The following is a 17,933-nucleotide window of genomic DNA, read 5'->3' as shown; positions in this document are numbered from 1 at the left end:
GCTCAGCGGCCCCGCTAGAGTTCAGCTGTTTTGTGCGCCTTCGAACCATGCCAGTTTTTCGCGCAGTTGCACCACTTCGCCCACAATCACCAGCGTTGGAGCGTGAACGTCGTGACGGGCCACCAACTCAGGCAGGTCGGCCAAGGTACCGGTGAATACCCGCTGGTTGCGCGTCGTGCCTTGCTGTACCAGCGCCGCTGGTGTGCTGGGCGCTCGCCCATGGCGGATCAGTTCGGCGCAGATAGCCGGTAACCCGACCAGTCCCATATAGAACACTACCGTCTGTGCAGGCGCGACCAAGTCAGTCCACGGCAGGTTGCTGGTGCCATCTTTGAGATGGCCAGTGACGAAACGCACCGATTGGGCGTGATCGCGATGGGTCAGCGGAATGCCGGCATACGCCGAACAGCCGCTGGCTGCGGTAATCCCAGGCACAACCTGAAACGGAATACCCTCTGCTGCGAGCTCTTCGATTTCCTCGCCACCGCGCCCGAAAATGAATGGGTCGCCGCCTTTCAGGCGTAACACACGCTTGCCTTGACGAGCCAGATCGACCAGCAGGCGATTGATCTGCTCCTGGGGCACCGCGTGGTCTGCCCGGCGCTTGCCAACATAGATACGTTCTGCGTCGCGCCTGCACATGTCGATGATGGCCGGAGCCACCAGGCGGTCATACAGCACGACATCAGCCTGCTGCATCAGCCGCAAGGCACGGAAGGTCAACAGATCGGGGTCGCCAGGACCGGCGCCGACCAAGTATACCTCACCCCCTTGCTGAACAGGCGCACCGTCGACCATCGCCTGCAACAGACGCTCAGCCTCCGCCCCCTGCCCAGCCAATTGACGTTCGGCGATCGGACCTTGGAACACGGTTTCCCAGAAGCCCCGCCGCTGGTTGACGTCCGGATAGAGACCTTTGACCTTGTCACGAAAACGCGCGGCCAAACCCGCCAGCTCACCGTAAGCCGATGGAATCCAGGCCTCGAATTTGGCGCGAATCAGACGTGCCAGTACAGGTGCGTCGCCGCCACTGGACACCGCGATCACCAGCGGCGAACGATCGACGATTGCCGGGAAGATCACAGTGCACAGCGCCGGAGCATCCACCACATTGACCGGCAGGTTCACGGCCTGCGCATCGGCCGACACCTGAGCGTTAAGAGCCGCATCGTCGGTGGCCGCGATCACCAGCCGACAACCTTCCAGGTCGCCAACCTGGTAGCCGCGCACCCGCACCTCTCCGCCGCCTTCCCTGGCCAGCGTAGCGAGCTGACCATCGACCTCAGGCGCCACTACGCGTAGCAGGCCGCCGGCCTCTGCCAACAGACGCGCCTTGCGCAAGGCGATCTCGCCGCCGCCGACAACCAGCACCCACCCGCCCTGCAACCGGTGGAACAGTGGCAGGTATTTCATTTAGCAAATGACCTCGACGCCGCCCATGTAGGGCTTGAGTACCTCTGGCACGCGAATCGACCCGTCAGCCTGCTGGTAATTTTCCAGCACCGCAACCAGCGTACGGCCCACGGCCAGGCCCGAGCCATTGAGGGTGTGCACGAGCTCCGGCTTGCCAGTCTCCGGGTTGCGCCAGCGTGCTTGCATGCGTCGAGCCTGGAAATCGCCGCAGTTGGAGCAGGAGCTGATCTCGCGATACTTGCCCTGGCTAGGCACCCAGACTTCGAGGTCATAGGTTTTCACTGCACTGAAGCCCATGTCCCCGGTGCACAGCGCCAATACTCGGTAAGGCAGTTCGAGTAATTGCAGGACGCGTTCGGCGTTGGCGGTCAGGCCTTCCAGCGCCTCCATGGACTTACCCGGTTCGACGATCTGTACCATCTCGACCTTGTCGAACTGATGCTGACGAATCATGCCGCGCGTATCACGACCCGACGCACCCGCCTCGCTGCGGAAACAGGGAGTGTGCGCAACGAACTTGATCGGCAGTTGCTTGGCGTCGAGGATTTCGCCGGAAACGATGTTGGTCAGCGACACTTCGGCGGTAGGGATCAGGTAGAAGTCAGCTTCACCTTCGCGGCTGATCTTGAACAGGTCTTCCTCGAACTTCGGCAACTGACCGGTACCTTGCAATGCCGGAGCCTGAACCAGGTACGGGGTATAGGCCTCTTCGTAGCCATGCTCGCTGGTGTGCAGATTGATCATGAACTGCGCCAGGGCTCGATGCAGGCGAGCGATCGGACCGCGCAGCAAGGCGAAACGAGCGCCGGACAGCTTGGCGGCGGTTTCGAAGTCCAGGCCGCCACTGATCTCGCCAAGGGCGACGTGATCCTTGATATCGAAATCGAATTCAGGCGCTGTACCCCAGCGACGCACCTCGACGTTGGCCTCTTCGTCCGGGCCGACGGGTACGCTGGCATCAGGCAAATTGGGGATGGTCAGCACGATGCCGTCCAGCTCGGCCTGGATCTCGTCCAGTTCGGTCTTGCCGGTGGCCAGCTCGTTGGCCATGCGCTCGACATCCGCCATCAGCGGCGCAATGTCTTCGCCCTTGGCCTTGGCCTGGCCGATGGACTTGGAGCGGGCATTACGCTCGGCCTGCAGCTGCTCGGTGCGGGTCTGCACCGATTTGCGACGCTCTTCCAGTGATTCGATGCGCGCGACATCCAGGCTGAAGCCACGGGAGGCCAGGCGATCCGCCACTTCCTGAAGTTGGCCGCGTAACAGTTTGGCATCGAGCATATCGTTCTCTCGTTATATGAAGGTGTTGGTTCAGATTCGGGTCAGAGCGAGGCCAGCCCAGGTCGCGAGCAGGCCGCCCAGTACACTGGCGGCGGCGTAGCCGAATGCCAGCGGCGCCTGTCCGCTTTCGAGCAGGCGCACGGTGTCCAGTGAAAAGGACGAAAAGGTGGTCAGGCCACCGACGAAGCCGACGATCAGTCCGGCCCGTACCTCGATAGGCACGCCCGGCTTGTTGAGGAACATGCCGTAGAGCACGCCGATGATCAGGCAGCCCACCAGATTGACCGCAAGCGTAGCGAGATAGAAGTGCCGTGGCCAGTGGGCATTGACCCAGTTACCTGCAGCGAAGCGCAACAAAGTGCCGACAATGCCCGCAGCGCTGACCGATGCGACGAGTGCAATCACGTTTTTCTCCGTTGCCGTGGACTGTTGCGATCCAGTTCGGCCAAGTGGCGCAGCTTTTCGCCGATCTTCAGTTCCAGGCCGCGCGGCACCGGTTGGTAATAGGGCCGCGGCGCCAAGGCATCGGGGAAGTAGTCCTCACCTGCCGCATAAGCATCCGGCTCATCGTGGGCATAGCGGTATTCATCGCCATAGCCCAACTGCTTCATCAGCTTGGTCGGTGCGTTACGCAAATGTAACGGAACCTCCAGCGAACCGTGCTCGGAAGCCTCCCGCAGCGCCGTCTTGAAACCCATGTACACGGCATTGCTCTTGGGCGCACACGCCAGGTAGGTAATGGCCTGGGCCACCGCCAACTCACCCTCGGGGCTGCCTAGCCGCTCCTGTACGTCCCAGGCCGCCAGACACAGGCTCAGTGCACGCGGATCGGCATTACCGATGTCCTCGCTGGCCATGCGCACCACCCGACGGGCGATGTACAGCGGATCGCAACCGCCATCGAGCATCCGCGCGAACCAATACAGCGCGCCGTCAGGATTGGAACCGCGAACCGACTTGTGCAGTGCCGATATCTGGTCATAGAACGCCTCGCCACCCTTGTCGAAGCGCCGTCGACTATCACCGAGCAGACTCTGCAGCATCTGCACATCGATCTCGCTGCCGTCTTCGGCAAGGTCCGAGGCATTTTCCAGGAAGTTGAGCATGCGCCGACCGTCACCGTCGGCAGCGGCCATGAGCATGGCGAAGGCTTCATCTCCGACTCGTAGATTGCGCTGGCCCAATCCACGCTCTTCACTCAGGGCGCGATCGACCAGTTTGCGCAGAGCGGCTTCGTCCAGACTCTTGAGTACATAGACACGCGCCCGCGACAGCAAGGCGTTGTTCAGCTCGAAGGAGGGGTTCTCGGTGGTGGCGCCGATGAACAGCAGGGTGCCGTCTTCCACATAGGGCAAGAAAGCGTCCTGCTGGGACTTGTTGAAGCGGTGCACTTCATCGACGAATAGAATCGTGCGTCGACCGTACTGACCGGCTTGCTGCTTGGCCACTTCCACGGCCTGACGAATCTCCTTGACCCCGGCCAGCACAGCCGACACGGTTTCGAAATGCGCGTCGCAAAACTGCGCCAGCAGCCGCGCCAAGGTGGTCTTGCCGACACCGGGCGGTCCCCAGAAGATCATCGAGTGCAGAGCACCCTGCTCCAGTGCCTCGCGCAGCGGCTTGCCGCGCGCCAGCAGGTGCTCCTGGCCCACGTACTCGTCCAGGTTGGACGGACGCAATCGGGCTGCCAGCGGCTGGGCGACAGGCTCGCTTCGAAACAGGTCCATGGTGCCTCGCGTTACTCCTGGATGACGTCAGCGCCGTCCGGGATCTTGAACTGGAACGTGCTCGCCGGGATCGCCTGGTTGGCCCTGACCCCATTGAACAGAATATTGGTGCGCTGGCCGACGCTGTCGATCAGTTGCATGTCATTGATCAGTCCCTTGCGGAAAGAGATACGCAAGGAGTCGAACAACGTGTCCTTGGTCTTGGGCTTGAGGGTGAAATCCATGACCTCGCCCTGTTCCTTGGAAACGATATCGAAACTCTGGCTGATCTTGGACACATCACCGGACAGCAGTAACGCCGGCGTCTGGCTCAGGCGCACATCAAGCTTCTTCACCGTGGCCTGCTCCAGATCCGGGTCCCACAGGGTAACTTTCTGGCCATCGGAAACCACGACTTGCTCTTGTGGAGCATCCGTATGCCAGTAGAACAGGCCAGGACGTTTGACCGTCATCTTCCCTTTAGTCTCCTGCAGACTCGTGCCGCTGGCATCCAGGGTCAGTTGGGAAAAATTGGCCTCGATGGTCTGGGATTTTTCCAGCAACTGGGTCAGGCGCTGTACGTCTTGCTCACCGGCGTACGCGGTGAGCGGGCCCAGGGTCAGGGCAGAAACCAACAGCATGCGAATTGCGCGCATGGGAGTCCTCATTGAGCAGTGGATAGGCCGGACACGATGCTTCGCACCCGGCAAGACAATCATCAATCGCGCGGGCCGCCCGGAGCTATCACTTCCCGCGAGCCGTTGCTGTTCATTGGAGTGACCACGCCGGCCATCTCCATCGCCTCGATCATCCGCGCGGCACGGTTGTAGCCGATCTTGAGCTTGCGCTGTACTGCCGAAATGGACGCCCGGCGACTTTCCAGCACGAACTGCACAGCTTCGTCATAGAGCGCGTCGGTTTCCGAGTCGTCGCCATCGCCACCTCCACCGCCGCCCTCGAAACCGCTACCGGCTTCCTCGACGCCGTTGAGGATATCGTCGTTGTAATCAGGGGCACCGCGCAACTTCCAGGCCTCTACAACGCGGTGAACCTCGTCGTCGGAAACGAATGCACCGTGAACGCGGATGGGCAGACTGGTACCCGGCGGCATGTAGAGCATGTCGCCATGGCCGAGCAGTTGTTCGGCGCCGCCCTGGTCGATGATAGTTCGCGAGTCGATCTTGCTCGACACCTGGAACGCCATACGCGTAGGAATGTTGGCCTTGATCAGACCAGTGATCACATCGACCGACGGACGCTGTGTAGCGAGAATCAAATGAATGCCGGCTGCACGCGCCTTCTGGGCGATACGGGCAATCAGCTCTTCGACCTTTTTGCCGACGATCATCATCATGTCGGCAAATTCGTCGACCACCACCACGATAGTCGGCAGGGTTTTCAGCGCCGGAGGTTCGTCCTCCATGCTTTCACGGCGGTACAGCGGATCGTGGATGACCTCACCGGCATCCTGGGCGTCTTTGACCTTGCGGTTGAAGCCGGCCAGGTTACGTACGCCCATCGCAGCCATCAGCTTGTAGCGGCGCTCCATCTCGGCGACGCTCCAACGCAGAGCGTTGGCGGCGTCCTTCATGTCGGTGACGACCGGGCACAACAAGTGCGGAATGCCTTCGTAAATCGACAGCTCGAGCATTTTCGGGTCGATCATGATCAGCCGCGCATCTTCCGGGCTGGACTTGAACAGGATCGACAGGATCATCGCGTTGACACCCACCGACTTACCCGAACCGGTGGTACCCGCCACCAGCAAATGCGGCATCTTGGCCAAGTCCGTGATGACCGGCTTGCCGCCGATGTCATGGCCCAGCGCCAGCGTGACGGGCGACTTCTGCTCGTCATACTGAGGCGTGGACAACACCTCGGAGAAACGCACCATCTGACGATTTTCGTTGGGAATTTCGATACCGACGGTAGTCTTTCCGGGAATGACCTCCACCACCCGCACGCTGGTCACTGCCAGCGAGCGCGCGAGGTCCTTCGCAAGGTTGGCGATGCGGCTGACCTTGACCCCGGCAGCTGGCTGGATTTCGTAGCGAGTGATCACCGGCCCCGGGTGGATCGAGTCTACGGAAACGTCGACCCCGAACTCCTTGAGCTTGATCTCCAGCAGATGCCCCACTCCAGCCAGGGACTCGGGCGAATACTCGATCTTTTTCTGTTCGGCAGGATCGAGAATCGAGATCGATGGGAGCGTTCCTTCCACGGCGCTATCGACGAACAGCGGCGCCTGTTTTTCTTTCATGACCCGCTTGCTGGGCTCGGGTGCCTTGACCGGTGCCGGCAGGTTGATCACCGGTGCGGGCTGCTGCTCGCGCTGTGCCACATGCTTGCTCAAGGATTCGTCACGTTCGATGATGCGTTCGCGCGCCTTGATCTGCTCGCGCTTGTCGACAACCACGGGCGCGACAACGTCCTCGACCTGCTCATCGACCTCGCGCAACTGCGCCACCAGCCGCTTGCGTTCGTTGCGCGCGGCCCACCAGCGCGACGCGGCGCCTTGGACCAGCTCGAACAGGTCAAGGGTGATCTTGCCGGTCAGGTCCATGACCTTGAACCAGGACAAGTCGGTGAACACCGTCAGGCCGAACAGGAACAACGCGATGAACATCAAGGTGCTGCCCTGCACGTTCAGCAGGTTGCGCGCCAGTTCCCCAAGGCTCTCGCCCAGCGCACCGCCCGCCGAAAATGGAATACTGGCGGGCGGATGGAAATGAATGTGCGCCAGCGCTGCGCCCGACAGCACAAGAAATACCAAGCCGATCAGGCGCCAGGAGAACAGCCACCCACTCCATTGCCAGGGCTGGTGACGTTCACGGAAGATCTGCCAGGTCTTGATCGCCAGCAGCAAAGGAAAGATATAGGCAAAGTAGCCAAGCACCATGAACAGGATGTCGGCGAAGAACGCGCCGGCGCGGCCAGCAGCGTTCTGAACCTGATCGACATTGCTGGTGTGGGTAAAGCTTGGGTCGGATGTGTCGTAGGTCAGCAGTGCCATCCACAGGTACAGGCACAGCGCACCGACGGCAATCAGCGCGCCTTCCTTGAGGCGATAATGCAACTGCTGGCGCCATAGCGGCACTGGCAACGGAGTCGGGGATGCAGTGGATTTCTTCAAAACGCGTCTATTCCTGCGCTTGATGCGCGTTAAATAGTGATCGGGCCGGTGAATGGCCGACGAACCACTACTTTTAACATTACTGCCCGCCTGCCGCCATGGCGGCACGCCGCGTGGCGCATGGACGGGGGGCCGATTTCCATGGGTGCAATTTGAGCATGCATTTTGTTCTGTGACAAAGGCTTATGCTGTATTTTTGCACAGGTATGACAGCAAATGTCGGCGATGGTGCCAGATGCCCATCGGCTAGCGGTGAAACAGCTCGACGAGCCGCGCCACTCCTGCAGCCCAGCATGCTGCAACAGCCCAGACATTGACCTCGACGACGCCTGCCGCCATGCTCGTCACTCCCCTCCCCTACCGCCGAATCACCATGCTCACCTGGCTGACCCGCGACTCGCTGAACTTCCCCCCCCTCAATAAAGCCCTCAACGAGCCCAACGGCTTACTCGCCGCGGGAGGCGATCTCACACCCGAACGCCTGATTCAGGCCTACCGCCACGGCTGCTTCCCTTGGTATCAGGACGGACAGCCGATTCTTTGGTGGTCGCCCGATCCTCGCACCGTGCTGTTACCGGACGAACTTCACGTATCCCGGTCGCTGGCCAAGCTGATGCGTCAGGGCCGCTACCAAGTCAGCTTCGACACCGATTTCGCCAGTGTAATCGCCGCCTGCGCCGCACCCCGCGATTACGCCGACGGCACCTGGATCACCGACAGCATGCAGGCGGCATACCGCGAGTTGCACCACCGCGGTATCGCTCATTCGGTCGAGGTACGCCAGGCCGGCGAACTGGTTGGCGGCCTATACGGCCTGGCCATGGGCCGTCTATTCTTCGGCGAATCCATGTTCAGCCGCGCCGACAATGCCTCCAAGGTCGGTTTCGTGACGCTGGTTGAACGTCTGCGCGAAGCTGGCTTTGTGTTGATCGACTGCCAGATGCCCACCGATCACCTGCATAGCCTCGGCGCGCGCGCTATCAGCCGGAGGGCGTTCGCCGACTATCTGTCATGCCATCTCGACCACGCCTGCGACGCAGCCTGGACGCGCTAGGCGACCGCCCAGAGCTGGCATACACTTAGAGCAACGTCTTGCCCAGGGGGCGATCATGACAGAGCTGGCGCGGTTGAAGTTCTATGCCACTCAACCCCACTCCTGCAGCTACCTGCCCGATGAGCAGGCGACGACCCTGTTCCTGGACCCCAGCCAGCCGATGGACGTACATGTGTATGCCGACCTGTCGGAAATGGGCTTTCGCCGCAGCGGCGATCACCTCTACCGACCTCACTGCCAGAGCTGCTCTGCCTGCGTACCGGCACGCATCCCCGCAGCACGCTTCGTGCCCAACCGTCAGCAGCGACGCATTCTCAAGCGCAATGAGGACCTTGTGGTCAGCCCCGCGCGACCGGCTTTCAAAGAAGAATATTTCGATCTGTATCGCCGCTACATAGAAACGCGTCACGCTGACGGCGACATGTACCCGCCCAGTCGCGACCAGTTCTCCACGTTTCTGGTACGCGACCTGCCCTTCAGTTGGTTCTACGAATTTCGCCTGCATGGTCGTCTGCTTGCAGTGGCGGTATGTGACCTGCTGCCCAATGGCCTATCGGCGGTGTATACCTTCTACGATCCAGATGAAGAGCGCCGTAGCTTGGGCCGCTTTGCCATCCTCTGGCAGATCGCTGAGACGCTACGCCAGGATCTGGAGGCGGTCTATCTTGGCTACTGGATCAAGAATTGTCAGAAGATGAACTACAAGACCCAATACCGCCCCATCGAGCTGCTGATCAACCAGCGCTGGGTCAGTCTGAACTGAAAGCATTGGCTTGAAATACATTTTTCAGGCATAATCCACGCCACTTTTTTTGCCCGGTGCAGTTGCGCGTCGGGCCATCTCTGGACACCGAGGGTTTTACTGCATGTCGAAAGAAGACAGCTTCGAAATGGAAGGCAGTGTCGTCGACACCCTTCCAAACACCATGTTTCGCGTGGAGCTGGAAAACGGCCACGTTGTCACTGCGCACATTTCCGGAAAAATGCGCAAGAACTACATCCGCATCCTCACTGGCGACAAGGTCCGCGTCGAACTGACGCCTTATGACCTGAGCAAGGGCCGCATCACCTACCGCGCGCGCTAAGCTTCAGCCACAAAAAAAGCCCGGCCAATGCGCCGGGCTTTTTTTGTGCAGCCTACCAAAGCGCCAGGGCCGCACAGCGGCCCCGTTGCTCAAGCCACTTCGGCCGCGGTCTCGAAGTCGAACACCAGCTCGCCATCGCGCAGTTCCACATGCACCACGCCGCCATGCTCGGACAACTCACCGAACAGGATCTCTTCAGCCAGAGGCCGCTTGATCTTGTCCTGAATGAGCCGCGCCATAGGTCGAGCCCCCATCTGCACGTCATACCCCTTGCTTGCCAGCCAACCACGCGCCTCGTCACTGACCTCGAGCAGCACGCGCTTGTCTTCCAGTTGAGCTTGAAGCTCGATAAGGAACTTGTCGACGATGCTCTTGATCGTTTCGTGGCTCAAGCGACCGAACTGAATGATGGTATCCAGACGGTTGCGGAACTCCGGCGTGAAGCTCTTGCGAATGACCTCCATCGCGTCCGACGCGTGATCTTGATGAGTGAAGCCAATCGAAGCCCGCGACGCAGTTTCCGCCCCGGCATTTGTCGTCATGATCAGAATGACGTTACGGAAGTCCGCCTTGCGCCCATTGTTGTCGGTCAGGGTGCCATGGTCCATGACCTGCAGCAGCAGGTTGAAGACCTCCGGATGAGCTTTCTCGATTTCATCGAGCAGCAACACGCAGTGTGGCTGTTTGGTGATGGCTTCGGTCAGCAGCCCACCCTGGTCGAATCCAACGTAACCAGGAGGCGCGCCGATCAAGCGCGATACGGTGTGCCGCTCCATGTACTCCGACATGTCGAAGCGCACCAACTCGACACCCAGTGCCTTGGCCAACTGCCGAGCAGCTTCGGTCTTGCCGACCCCCGTAGGGCCTGCGAACAGGAAGGAGCCTACGGGCTTGTCGGGTGCCTTCAGGCCTGCTCGCGACAGCTTGATCGCAGTCGACAGTGAATCGATTGCCGCATCCTGACCGAACACGGTGAGTTTCAGATCACGCTCAAGATTGCGCAGCAGTTCCTTGTCGGAGCTGGTGACATGCTTTGGCGGGATACGCGCGATCTTGGCCACGATGTCCTCCACCTGCGGCACGTCGATACGCTTGACCCGATTGGCCTCCGGCTGCAGGCGCTGGTAGGCGCCGGCTTCGTCGATCACATCAATAGCCTTGTCCGGCATGTGCCGGTCATTGATGTAGCGCGCAGCCAACTCGGCAGCCGCGCGAAGCGCTTCATCGCTGTATTCGATGTGATGATGACTCTCGAAGCGCCCTTTCAACCCACGCAGAATGCCAACGGTGTCCTCCACGGAGGGCTCGCTGACGTCGACTTTCTGGAAGCGCCGCGCCAGCGCTCGATCTTTCTCGAAAATGCCACGGAACTCTTGGAAAGTCGTGGAGCCAATGCAGCGGATATCACCCGAAGACAGCAGCGGCTTGAGCAGGTTGGAGGCATCCATCACCCCACCGGATGCCGCACCAGCACCGATGATGGTATGGATTTCATCAATGAACAGGATGGCTTGAGGGCGCTTGCGCAGCTCACCGAGCAATGCCTTGAAACGCTTCTCGAAGTCGCCCCGGTACTTGGTGCCAGCCAACAGCGCGCCGAGATCCAGCGAATACACTACGCTTTGCGCCAGCAGGTCAGGCACCTGGCCATCGACGATACGCTTGGCCAACCCTTCTGCGATGGCCGTCTTGCCGACACCGGCTTCACCCACCAGCAGCGGATTGTTCTTGCGCCGACGCGCGAGGATCTGCGCAACCCGCTCGACTTCCTGCTCGCGCCCGACCAGGGGGTCGATGCGACCGGCGCGGGCCAGCTCGTTGAGATTGCTGGCATAGGCATCCAGCGGATTGCTCGACGAGGACGCTTCTGCGCCATCCTCGTCCTGCATGTCCTGATCGCCTTCAGTATTCGGACCATGGCCCGGCACCTTGGAGATGCCGTGCGCGATGTAGTTGACCACATCGATCCGGGCCACGCTCTGCTGCTTGAGCAGGAACACCGCCTGGCTCTCCTGCTCACTGAAGATCGCGACCAACACGTTGGCGCCGGTCACTTCACGCTTGCCGGAGCTTTGCACATGGAAAACAGCGCGCTGCAGCACGCGTTGGAAACCCAACGTTGGCTGTGTCTCGCGGTCTTCGTCATGCACCGGGATCAGAGGGGTAGTGGAATCGATGAACTCCTGCAGATCATGCTTGAGCTTGTCGAGATTGGCGCCACAGGCGCGCAGAACGGTCGCAGCCGCCTCGTTGTCAAGGAGCGCCAACAGCAGGTGTTCGACGGTCATGAATTCATGACGCTTCGAACGTGCCTCCTTGAAGGCAAGATTGAGGGTGACTTCGAGCTCGCGGTTTAACATAGCTTCACCTCATACCCAAGTGGTCGGCGATTAACCGTCCTTCTCGATTTCACAGAGTAGCGGATGCTGGCTTTCTCTTGCGTATTGATTGACCTGCATGGCCTTGGTTTCGGCAATGTCGCGGGTAAACAATCCGCACACTGCACGCCCCTCGGTGTGGACAGTCAGCATGATCTTCGTCGCCAGCTCGCGGTTCAGACTGAAGAACGTTTCGAGCACTTCGACGACGAAATCCATCGGTGTGTAGTCATCGTTGAACAAAACCACCTTGTACATCGGTGGAGCCTGAAGGATTGGCTTGGCTTCTTGGACCGCCAGACCTGCCCCATCGTCCTCATCGGACTTCGGGCGATCCTGATTGAATGTTAGTCGAATCTGCCTGAGTGCATGCATGGAAAGAATTTCATCATATCGACAGGTTAGGGTTGTGGGTCGACCGCACAGTCACCGCCGGCGCGGCTGCCGCATGACCTTGACTATCGGCAAAACGGTGTTACAACCAATAAGAGCCCACCGTGGTGTATAAAGATCCGCGCAGTCAACCAGATTTTTTCGCATGGTTCGTATGCGGATGACGTGGATGATACTCCAGTGATGGAGTCCTTTGCAGAGGGACATAGGGATGGCAAGCGGTAAAGTCAAGTGGTTCAACAATGCCAAGGGCTATGGATTCATCAATGAAGACGGCAAGACGGACGACCTGTTCGCCCACTACTCCGCGATTCAGATGGATGGCTACCGGACATTGAAGGCTGGCCAGGCAGTGACATTCGACGTCGTGCAAGGCCCCAAAGGCCTCCATGCTGTCAACATCGCTGGCGCCAAAGCCGATACCACCGTCACCGATGCCAACCGGCAGAGCGAGACTGCCAGGGCCTGACCGCGTTCACCGCACCTCGAAGAAGGCCGGCTGCCTGCGCTAAAAAAGAGGCATGACCGGCTTTTTTTGTTACACAAAATAACCTTGTGTATCACGACGATGAATCGCCACCTGCGGCATCTCGTCACATTGCCCGTACATCTTTGGTCTTATAAAGGCGTCGATAGCGCTTCGCCTTGCTGAATCGACCGAAGGGTTTGATATACTCCGTCCCTGACCACAGGGTCATCGGGGCGAACCCCTGGAATAGGCGGCTCGCCCTCGGCCAGGTAAGGCCAGTAAGCCTGGGCTGTTACCGCACCCAGCACTTGACGCTCGACTGATGCATCCACCATCACCGCTCGCAGCCTCTCGACCATCCGCTCAAGGCACCGCCAGGGCGAAGCGCCTACCCTGCGCACCTCGAGACTCGAGTACGCTCAGCACACAGAGAGTTAACCCGCATGCCCACCCGTTCCAAGATCATCTATACCTTCACCGACGAAGCCCCCGCCCTCGCCACCTACTCGCTGCTGCCGATCATCGAAGCCTTCACCGCTTCGGCTGACATCGCCGTCGAAACCCGCGATATTTCCCTGGCTGGCCGTATCCTCGCGTCGTTCCCCGAGCAACTGGGCGCAGAGAAGCAGGTAGGCGATCATCTGGCGGAACTGGGTCAGCTGGCCACCACCCCTGAAGCCAACATCATCAAGCTGCCGAACATCTCCGCATCGGTTCCGCAGCTCAAGGCGGCGATCAAAGAGCTCCAGGCCAAAGGCTTCAACATTCCTGACTACGCCGATGAGCCGACCACTGCCGAAGAGAAAGAGTCGCGCGCGCGCTACGACCGCATCAAGGGCAGCGCTGTGAATCCGGTGCTGCGTGAAGGCAACTCCGACCGCCGCGCCCCGCTGTCGGTGAAGAACTATGCGCGCAAGCATCCGCACAAGATGGGCGCCTGGGCGGCCGACTCCAAGTCGCACGTCGCTCACATGAGCCAGGGCGACTTTTATGGCAGCGAGAAAGCGGCGCAGATCGAAGCCGATGACAACGTGCGCATCGAACTGGTCGGCAAGGACGGCAAGATCACCGTCCTCAAGGAAAAAACCGCTGTCAAAGCCGCCGAAGTCATCGACTGCGCTACCCTGAGCCGCAAGGCGCTCAAGACCTTCATCGCCGAGCAGATCGCCGACGCCAAGGCCTCTGGCGTGCTGTTGTCGGTTCACCTCAAGGCCACCATGATGAAGGTCTCCGACCCGATCATGTTTGGCGTGATCGTCGAAGAGTTCTATAACGATGTGCTGAGCAAGCATGCCGACGCCCTGGCCCAAGTAGGCTTCAACGCCAATAACGGCATCGGCGACCTGTATGCCCGCATCAAAGACCTGCCTGCCGAGAAGCAAGCCGAGATCGAGGCCGACATCCAGGCCCTGTATGCCGTTCGCCCGGCCCTGGCCATGGTCAACTCCGACAAGGGCATCACCAACCTGCACGTACCGAGCGACGTCATCGTCGACGCTTCGATGCCCGCGATGATTCGTGACTCGGGCAAGATGTGGAATACCGCCGGCGAGTTGCAGGATGCCAAAGCTGTCATTCCTGACCGCTGCTACGCTGGCATCTATCAGGCCACCATCGAGGATTGCAAGCAGCACGGCGCCTTCGATCCGACCACCATGGGCAGCGTGCCAAACGTCGGCCTGATGGCGCAGAAGGCCGAAGAGTACGGCTCCCACGACAAGACCTTCCAAGCCCAAGCCGACGGCGTCGTGCGTGTGGTTGACGGAAAAGGCAAAGTTCTGCTGGAGCAGAACGTCGAGGCCGGCGACATCTTCCGCATGTGCCAGACCAAAGACGCTCCGATCCAGGACTGGGTCAAGCTGGCCGTCAACCGCGCCCGCCTGAGCAACACCCCGGCCGTGTTCTGGCTGGACCCGGCACGCGCTCACGATGGCGTGATGATCGAGAAGGTGCAGAAGTACCTGAAGGATCACGACACCAGCGGCCTGGATATCCGTATCCTGGCACCGGTCGACGCCATCAAGTTCTCCCTCGCACGCATTCGCGAAGGCAAGGACACCATTTCGGTCACCGGTAACGTGCTGCGCGACTACCTGACCGACCTGTTCCCGATCATGGAACTGGGCACCAGCGCCAAGATGCTGTCGATCGTCCCGCTGATGAGCGGCGGCGGCCTGTTCGAGACCGGCGCCGGCGGCTCGGCACCCAAGCACGTACAGCAATTGGTCGAAGAGAACTTCCTGCGCTGGGACTCGCTGGGTGAATTCCTTGCCTTGGCAGCCTCACTCGAGCACCTGGGCAACGCCTACGACAATCCGCGCGCCAAGGTTCTGGCCAACACCCTTGACCAGGCCACCGGCAAGTTCCTGGACACCAACAAGTCCCCTTCGCGCAAGGTGGGCGGCATCGATAACCGTGGCAGCCACTTCTACCTGACCCTTTACTGGGCCGAGGCGCTGGCAGCTCAAACCGACGACGCCGCACTGCAAGCGCGCTTCGCACCGCTGGCCAAGACACTGGCAGAGAACGAGGCGACCATCGTCGCTGAGCTCAACGCCGTCCAGGGCAAGCCAGTCGACATCGGCGGCTACTATGCGCCGGATGCCGAACTGACCGCCAAGGTCATGCGCCCAAGCCAAACCTTGAACAACGCCATCGCTGCGCTGTAATAAACGGCTGAGGCAACACCACAAACCCCGGGCTTAAAACCGGGGTTTGTGCTTTCTGGACAAATGATTTCAAGCCCCCAACAGGAGCCCGGAACATGGCCTGGCAACCTCATATCACCGTCGCCACCATCGTCGAACAGGAAGGCACATTCCTCTTCGTCGAAGAGCTCAAGGCTGGCAAGCATGTGCTCAACCAGCCCGCCGGCCATCTCGAAGCCAATGAGACGCTCGCCCAAGCCGCGTTGCGCGAAACCCTCGAAGAAACGGCCTGGGAAGTCGAGCTGACTGGCGTCGTCGGCATTTATCTGTATACCGCCCCCAGCAACGGTGTGACCTATCAACGCATCTGCTTCGCGGCCCGCCCCGTGCATCATCACCGCGAACGCCCATTGGACAGCGATATCACGCGCGCCCTGTGGCTGACCCGCGCCCAGTTGCTAGCCGATTCCGAGCGCTGGCGCAGCGAGCTGGTGCCACGCTGCCTGGACGACTACCTGGCAGGCCCGCTGCACAGCCTCGCACTGCTGCGCGACTGACGCGCAGGCCCTGGCCTGATAGAATCGGCGTTTTTCCCCTTGATACACATCGGTAGCCATGACCAGTCCAGCACCCAAAGACCCCTCCAGGACCCGCGTCATCGTCGGCATGTCCGGCGGCGTCGACTCATCCGTCTCCGCCCTCCTGCTCATGGAGCAGGGCTATCAGGTGGAAGGTCTGTTCATGAAGAACTGGGAAGAGGACGACGGCACCGAATATTGCACTGCACGCGAGGACCTGGCAGACGCCCAGGCGGTCTGTGACCGCATCGGCATTACGCTGCACACGGCCAATTTCGCCGCCGAGTACTGGGATAACGTGTTCGAGCACTTCCTGGAAGAATACAAGGCCGGTCGCACACCCAATCCTGACATCCTGTGCAACCGCGAAATCAAGTTCAAGGCGTTCCTCGACTATGCACTGTCCCTGGGCGCTGACTTGATTGCTACGGGGCATTACGTGCGTCGGCGTGACACCGGCGCCCTCACCGAACTGCTCAAGGGACTGGATCCGAACAAGGACCAGAGCTATTTCCTGCACGCCGTCGGCGGCAAGGAGATTGCCCGCACGCTGTTTCCCGTCGGCGAACTGGAGAAGCCCGAGGTACGTGCCATTGCCGAGAAACACGGCCTGGCCACCGCGAAGAAGAAGGACTCTACGGGCATCTGCTTCATCGGCGAGCGCCGCTTCAGTGACTTCCTCAAGCAGTACTTGCCGGCACAGCCTGGTGAGATTCAAACCACCGACGGTGAAGTCATCGGCCAGCACCACGGCTTGATGTACCACACCATCGGTCAGCGTCAGGGGCTGGGTATCGGTGGCCTGAAAGACGCAGGCGACGAGCCGTGGTATGTGCTCGACAAAGACCTCTCGCGCAACGTACTGACGGTTGGCCAGGGCAACGAGCACCCCTGGCTGTTCTCCCGAGCCCTGCTGGCTTCGGAAATCTACTGGGTCAACCCGGTGGATTTGACCCGCCCGCGGCGCCTCAGCGCCAAGGTCCGTTATCGCCAAGGCGACCAGGCCTGCACCCTGGAGCGCACCGCCGAGGGCTACCGCGCCGTATTCGATGAGCCGCAACGCGCTGTGACGCCTGGACAGTCGGTGGTGTTCTACGACGGCGAGATCTGCCTGGGCGGCGGCGTGATCGAAACTGCCGAGCCTTGGAGCCCGCGCGAATGAGCAACCTGCAGGAGCAGTTGATCGCCCTTGGTGGCGTGTTCCAGGCAGCCGTCATGGTCGACCGAATCGCCCGAACCGGGCAGTCCAGTGAAGCGGATATCGGCTGTCTGCTGGGCAGCCTGCTGGTGCGCGACCCCAAAAACACCCTGGAAGTGTTCGGCGGCGACGACCTCAACTTACGTGAGGGCTATCGTGCTCTGGTCGGCGCCCTTGAACGCGACCCCAGCAGCCTGCAACGCGAACCACTGCGCTATGCGCTATCGATGCTGGGCCTGGAGCGTCAGCTGGGCAAGCGTGATGACTTGCTGGAGACCATCGGCAATCGACTACCGCAGATCCAGGCGCAAGCAGACCACTTCGGACTCGTCCACGAGAACGTCATCGCCTCCAGCGGCGCGCTGTACCAAGACACGCTGAGTACCCTGCGTCAGCGCATCCAAGTGCACGGCGACATGCGTTTCCTGCAACAGGCCAGCAACGCCTCGAAAATTCGTGCGTTGCTGTTGGCCGGCATCCGCGCCGCACGCCTATGGCGGCAGCTGGGTGGACACCGATGGCAACTGGTCTTTAGCCGCCGCAAGCTACTCAACGAGCTGTACGACATGATGCGGTCGCCTTCTTGAGGCTTACACC

At 60.6% G+C, this 17,933-nt stretch carries 16 protein-coding genes; 8 read left to right on the top strand and 8 right to left on the bottom strand.

What is annotated here, in order from left to right; translation table 11 throughout:
* Window positions 1–21: 21 nt before the first annotated feature.
* The 6 genes from cysG to ftsK all read right to left on the bottom strand — a co-directional run bounded on the left by cysG (window position 22) and on the right by ftsK (window position 7,533).
* Entirely contained in the window at window positions 22–1,413 is a 1,392-nt protein-coding gene (gene cysG, locus ACK2SD_RS10520) for a siroheme synthase CysG (RefSeq protein WP_412462070.1), read from the bottom strand.
* Complete coding sequence (gene serS, locus ACK2SD_RS10515) at window positions 1,414–2,694, bottom strand: serine--tRNA ligase (protein ID WP_412462069.1); 1,281 nt, start codon at window positions 2,692–2,694, stop codon at window positions 1,414–1,416.
* Window positions 2,695–2,724: 30 nt separating this feature from the next.
* The gene (gene crcB / locus ACK2SD_RS10510) at window positions 2,725–3,099 is read right to left on the bottom strand and encodes a fluoride efflux transporter CrcB (protein WP_317872501.1); all 375 of its coding nucleotides are present in this window, start codon (window positions 3,097–3,099) and stop codon (window positions 2,725–2,727) included.
* The gene (locus tag ACK2SD_RS10505; protein ID WP_412462068.1) at window positions 3,096–4,421 is read right to left on the bottom strand and encodes a replication-associated recombination protein A; all 1,326 of its coding nucleotides are present in this window, start codon (window positions 4,419–4,421) and stop codon (window positions 3,096–3,098) included. The genes crcB and ACK2SD_RS10505 overlap by 4 nt, the downstream gene beginning before the upstream one ends.
* Before the next feature lie 11 nt (window positions 4,422–4,432).
* Window positions 4,433–5,056 (bottom strand): outer membrane lipoprotein chaperone LolA, encoded by a 624-nt coding sequence (gene lolA / locus ACK2SD_RS10500; RefSeq protein ID WP_029614445.1) that lies wholly within the window; start codon window positions 5,054–5,056, stop codon window positions 4,433–4,435.
* Window positions 5,057–5,118: 62 nt separating this feature from the next.
* Complete coding sequence (gene ftsK, locus ACK2SD_RS10495; RefSeq protein WP_080754738.1) at window positions 5,119–7,533, bottom strand: DNA translocase FtsK; 2,415 nt, start codon at window positions 7,531–7,533, stop codon at window positions 5,119–5,121.
* Between the two features lie 373 nt (window positions 7,534–7,906).
* Here ftsK and aat point away from each other — a divergent pair, with 373 nt between their 5' ends.
* The 3 genes from aat to infA all read left to right on the top strand — a co-directional run bounded on the left by aat (window position 7,907) and on the right by infA (window position 9,672).
* Window positions 7,907–8,587 (top strand): leucyl/phenylalanyl-tRNA--protein transferase, encoded by a 681-nt coding sequence (gene aat / locus ACK2SD_RS10490; RefSeq protein WP_412462296.1) that lies wholly within the window; start codon window positions 7,907–7,909, stop codon window positions 8,585–8,587.
* Between the two features lie 55 nt (window positions 8,588–8,642).
* Window positions 8,643–9,350 (top strand): arginyltransferase, encoded by a 708-nt coding sequence (locus ACK2SD_RS10485; RefSeq protein WP_317872497.1) that lies wholly within the window; start codon window positions 8,643–8,645, stop codon window positions 9,348–9,350.
* A 103-nt stretch (window positions 9,351–9,453) separates the two neighbouring features.
* Window positions 9,454–9,672: a translation initiation factor IF-1 gene (gene infA, locus ACK2SD_RS10480; protein WP_029614443.1), complete on the top strand. Its 219-nt coding sequence runs from the start codon at window positions 9,454–9,456 to the stop codon at window positions 9,670–9,672.
* 89 nt (window positions 9,673–9,761) lie between these two features.
* On the opposite strand, the gene clpA is transcribed toward infA, so the two are convergent.
* Window positions 9,762–12,032 (bottom strand): ATP-dependent Clp protease ATP-binding subunit ClpA, encoded by a 2,271-nt coding sequence (clpA, locus tag ACK2SD_RS10475; RefSeq protein WP_039578436.1) that lies wholly within the window; start codon window positions 12,030–12,032, stop codon window positions 9,762–9,764.
* Between the two features lie 30 nt (window positions 12,033–12,062).
* Window positions 12,063–12,425 (bottom strand): ATP-dependent Clp protease adapter ClpS, encoded by a 363-nt coding sequence (gene clpS / locus ACK2SD_RS10470; protein ID WP_029614442.1) that lies wholly within the window; start codon window positions 12,423–12,425, stop codon window positions 12,063–12,065.
* Window positions 12,426–12,654: 229 nt separating this feature from the next.
* On the opposite strand from clpS, the gene cspD reads away from it, so the two are divergent.
* The 5 genes from cspD to hflD all read left to right on the top strand — a co-directional run bounded on the left by cspD (window position 12,655) and on the right by hflD (window position 17,923).
* Window positions 12,655–12,912, top strand: coding sequence for a cold shock domain-containing protein CspD (gene cspD / locus ACK2SD_RS10465; protein ID WP_029614441.1), 258 nt, complete (start codon window positions 12,655–12,657; stop codon window positions 12,910–12,912).
* Window positions 12,913–13,355: 443 nt separating this feature from the next.
* Complete coding sequence (locus ACK2SD_RS10460; RefSeq protein WP_412462067.1) at window positions 13,356–15,581, top strand: NADP-dependent isocitrate dehydrogenase; 2,226 nt, start codon at window positions 13,356–13,358, stop codon at window positions 15,579–15,581.
* 95 nt (window positions 15,582–15,676) lie between these two features.
* Complete coding sequence (locus ACK2SD_RS10455) at window positions 15,677–16,117, top strand: NUDIX hydrolase (protein ID WP_412462066.1); 441 nt, start codon at window positions 15,677–15,679, stop codon at window positions 16,115–16,117.
* Between the two features lie 58 nt (window positions 16,118–16,175).
* Window positions 16,176–17,300: a tRNA 2-thiouridine(34) synthase MnmA gene (gene mnmA, locus ACK2SD_RS10450; RefSeq protein WP_412462065.1), complete on the top strand. Its 1,125-nt coding sequence runs from the start codon at window positions 16,176–16,178 to the stop codon at window positions 17,298–17,300.
* A complete protein-coding gene (gene hflD / locus ACK2SD_RS10445; protein WP_412462064.1) occupies window positions 17,297–17,923 on the top strand; it encodes a high frequency lysogenization protein HflD in 627 nt (208 codons plus the stop codon). The genes mnmA and hflD overlap by 4 nt, the downstream gene beginning before the upstream one ends.
* Window positions 17,924–17,933: the final 10 nt, after the last annotated feature.

This window comes from Pseudomonas sp. SC11, from assembly GCF_047039205.1.
GTDB lineage: Bacteria > Pseudomonadota > Gammaproteobacteria > Pseudomonadales > Pseudomonadaceae > Aquipseudomonas > Aquipseudomonas boreofloridensis.
Note: the sequence above shows the minus strand (reverse complement) of the source record. Positions and strands in the feature narration are given on the sequence as shown.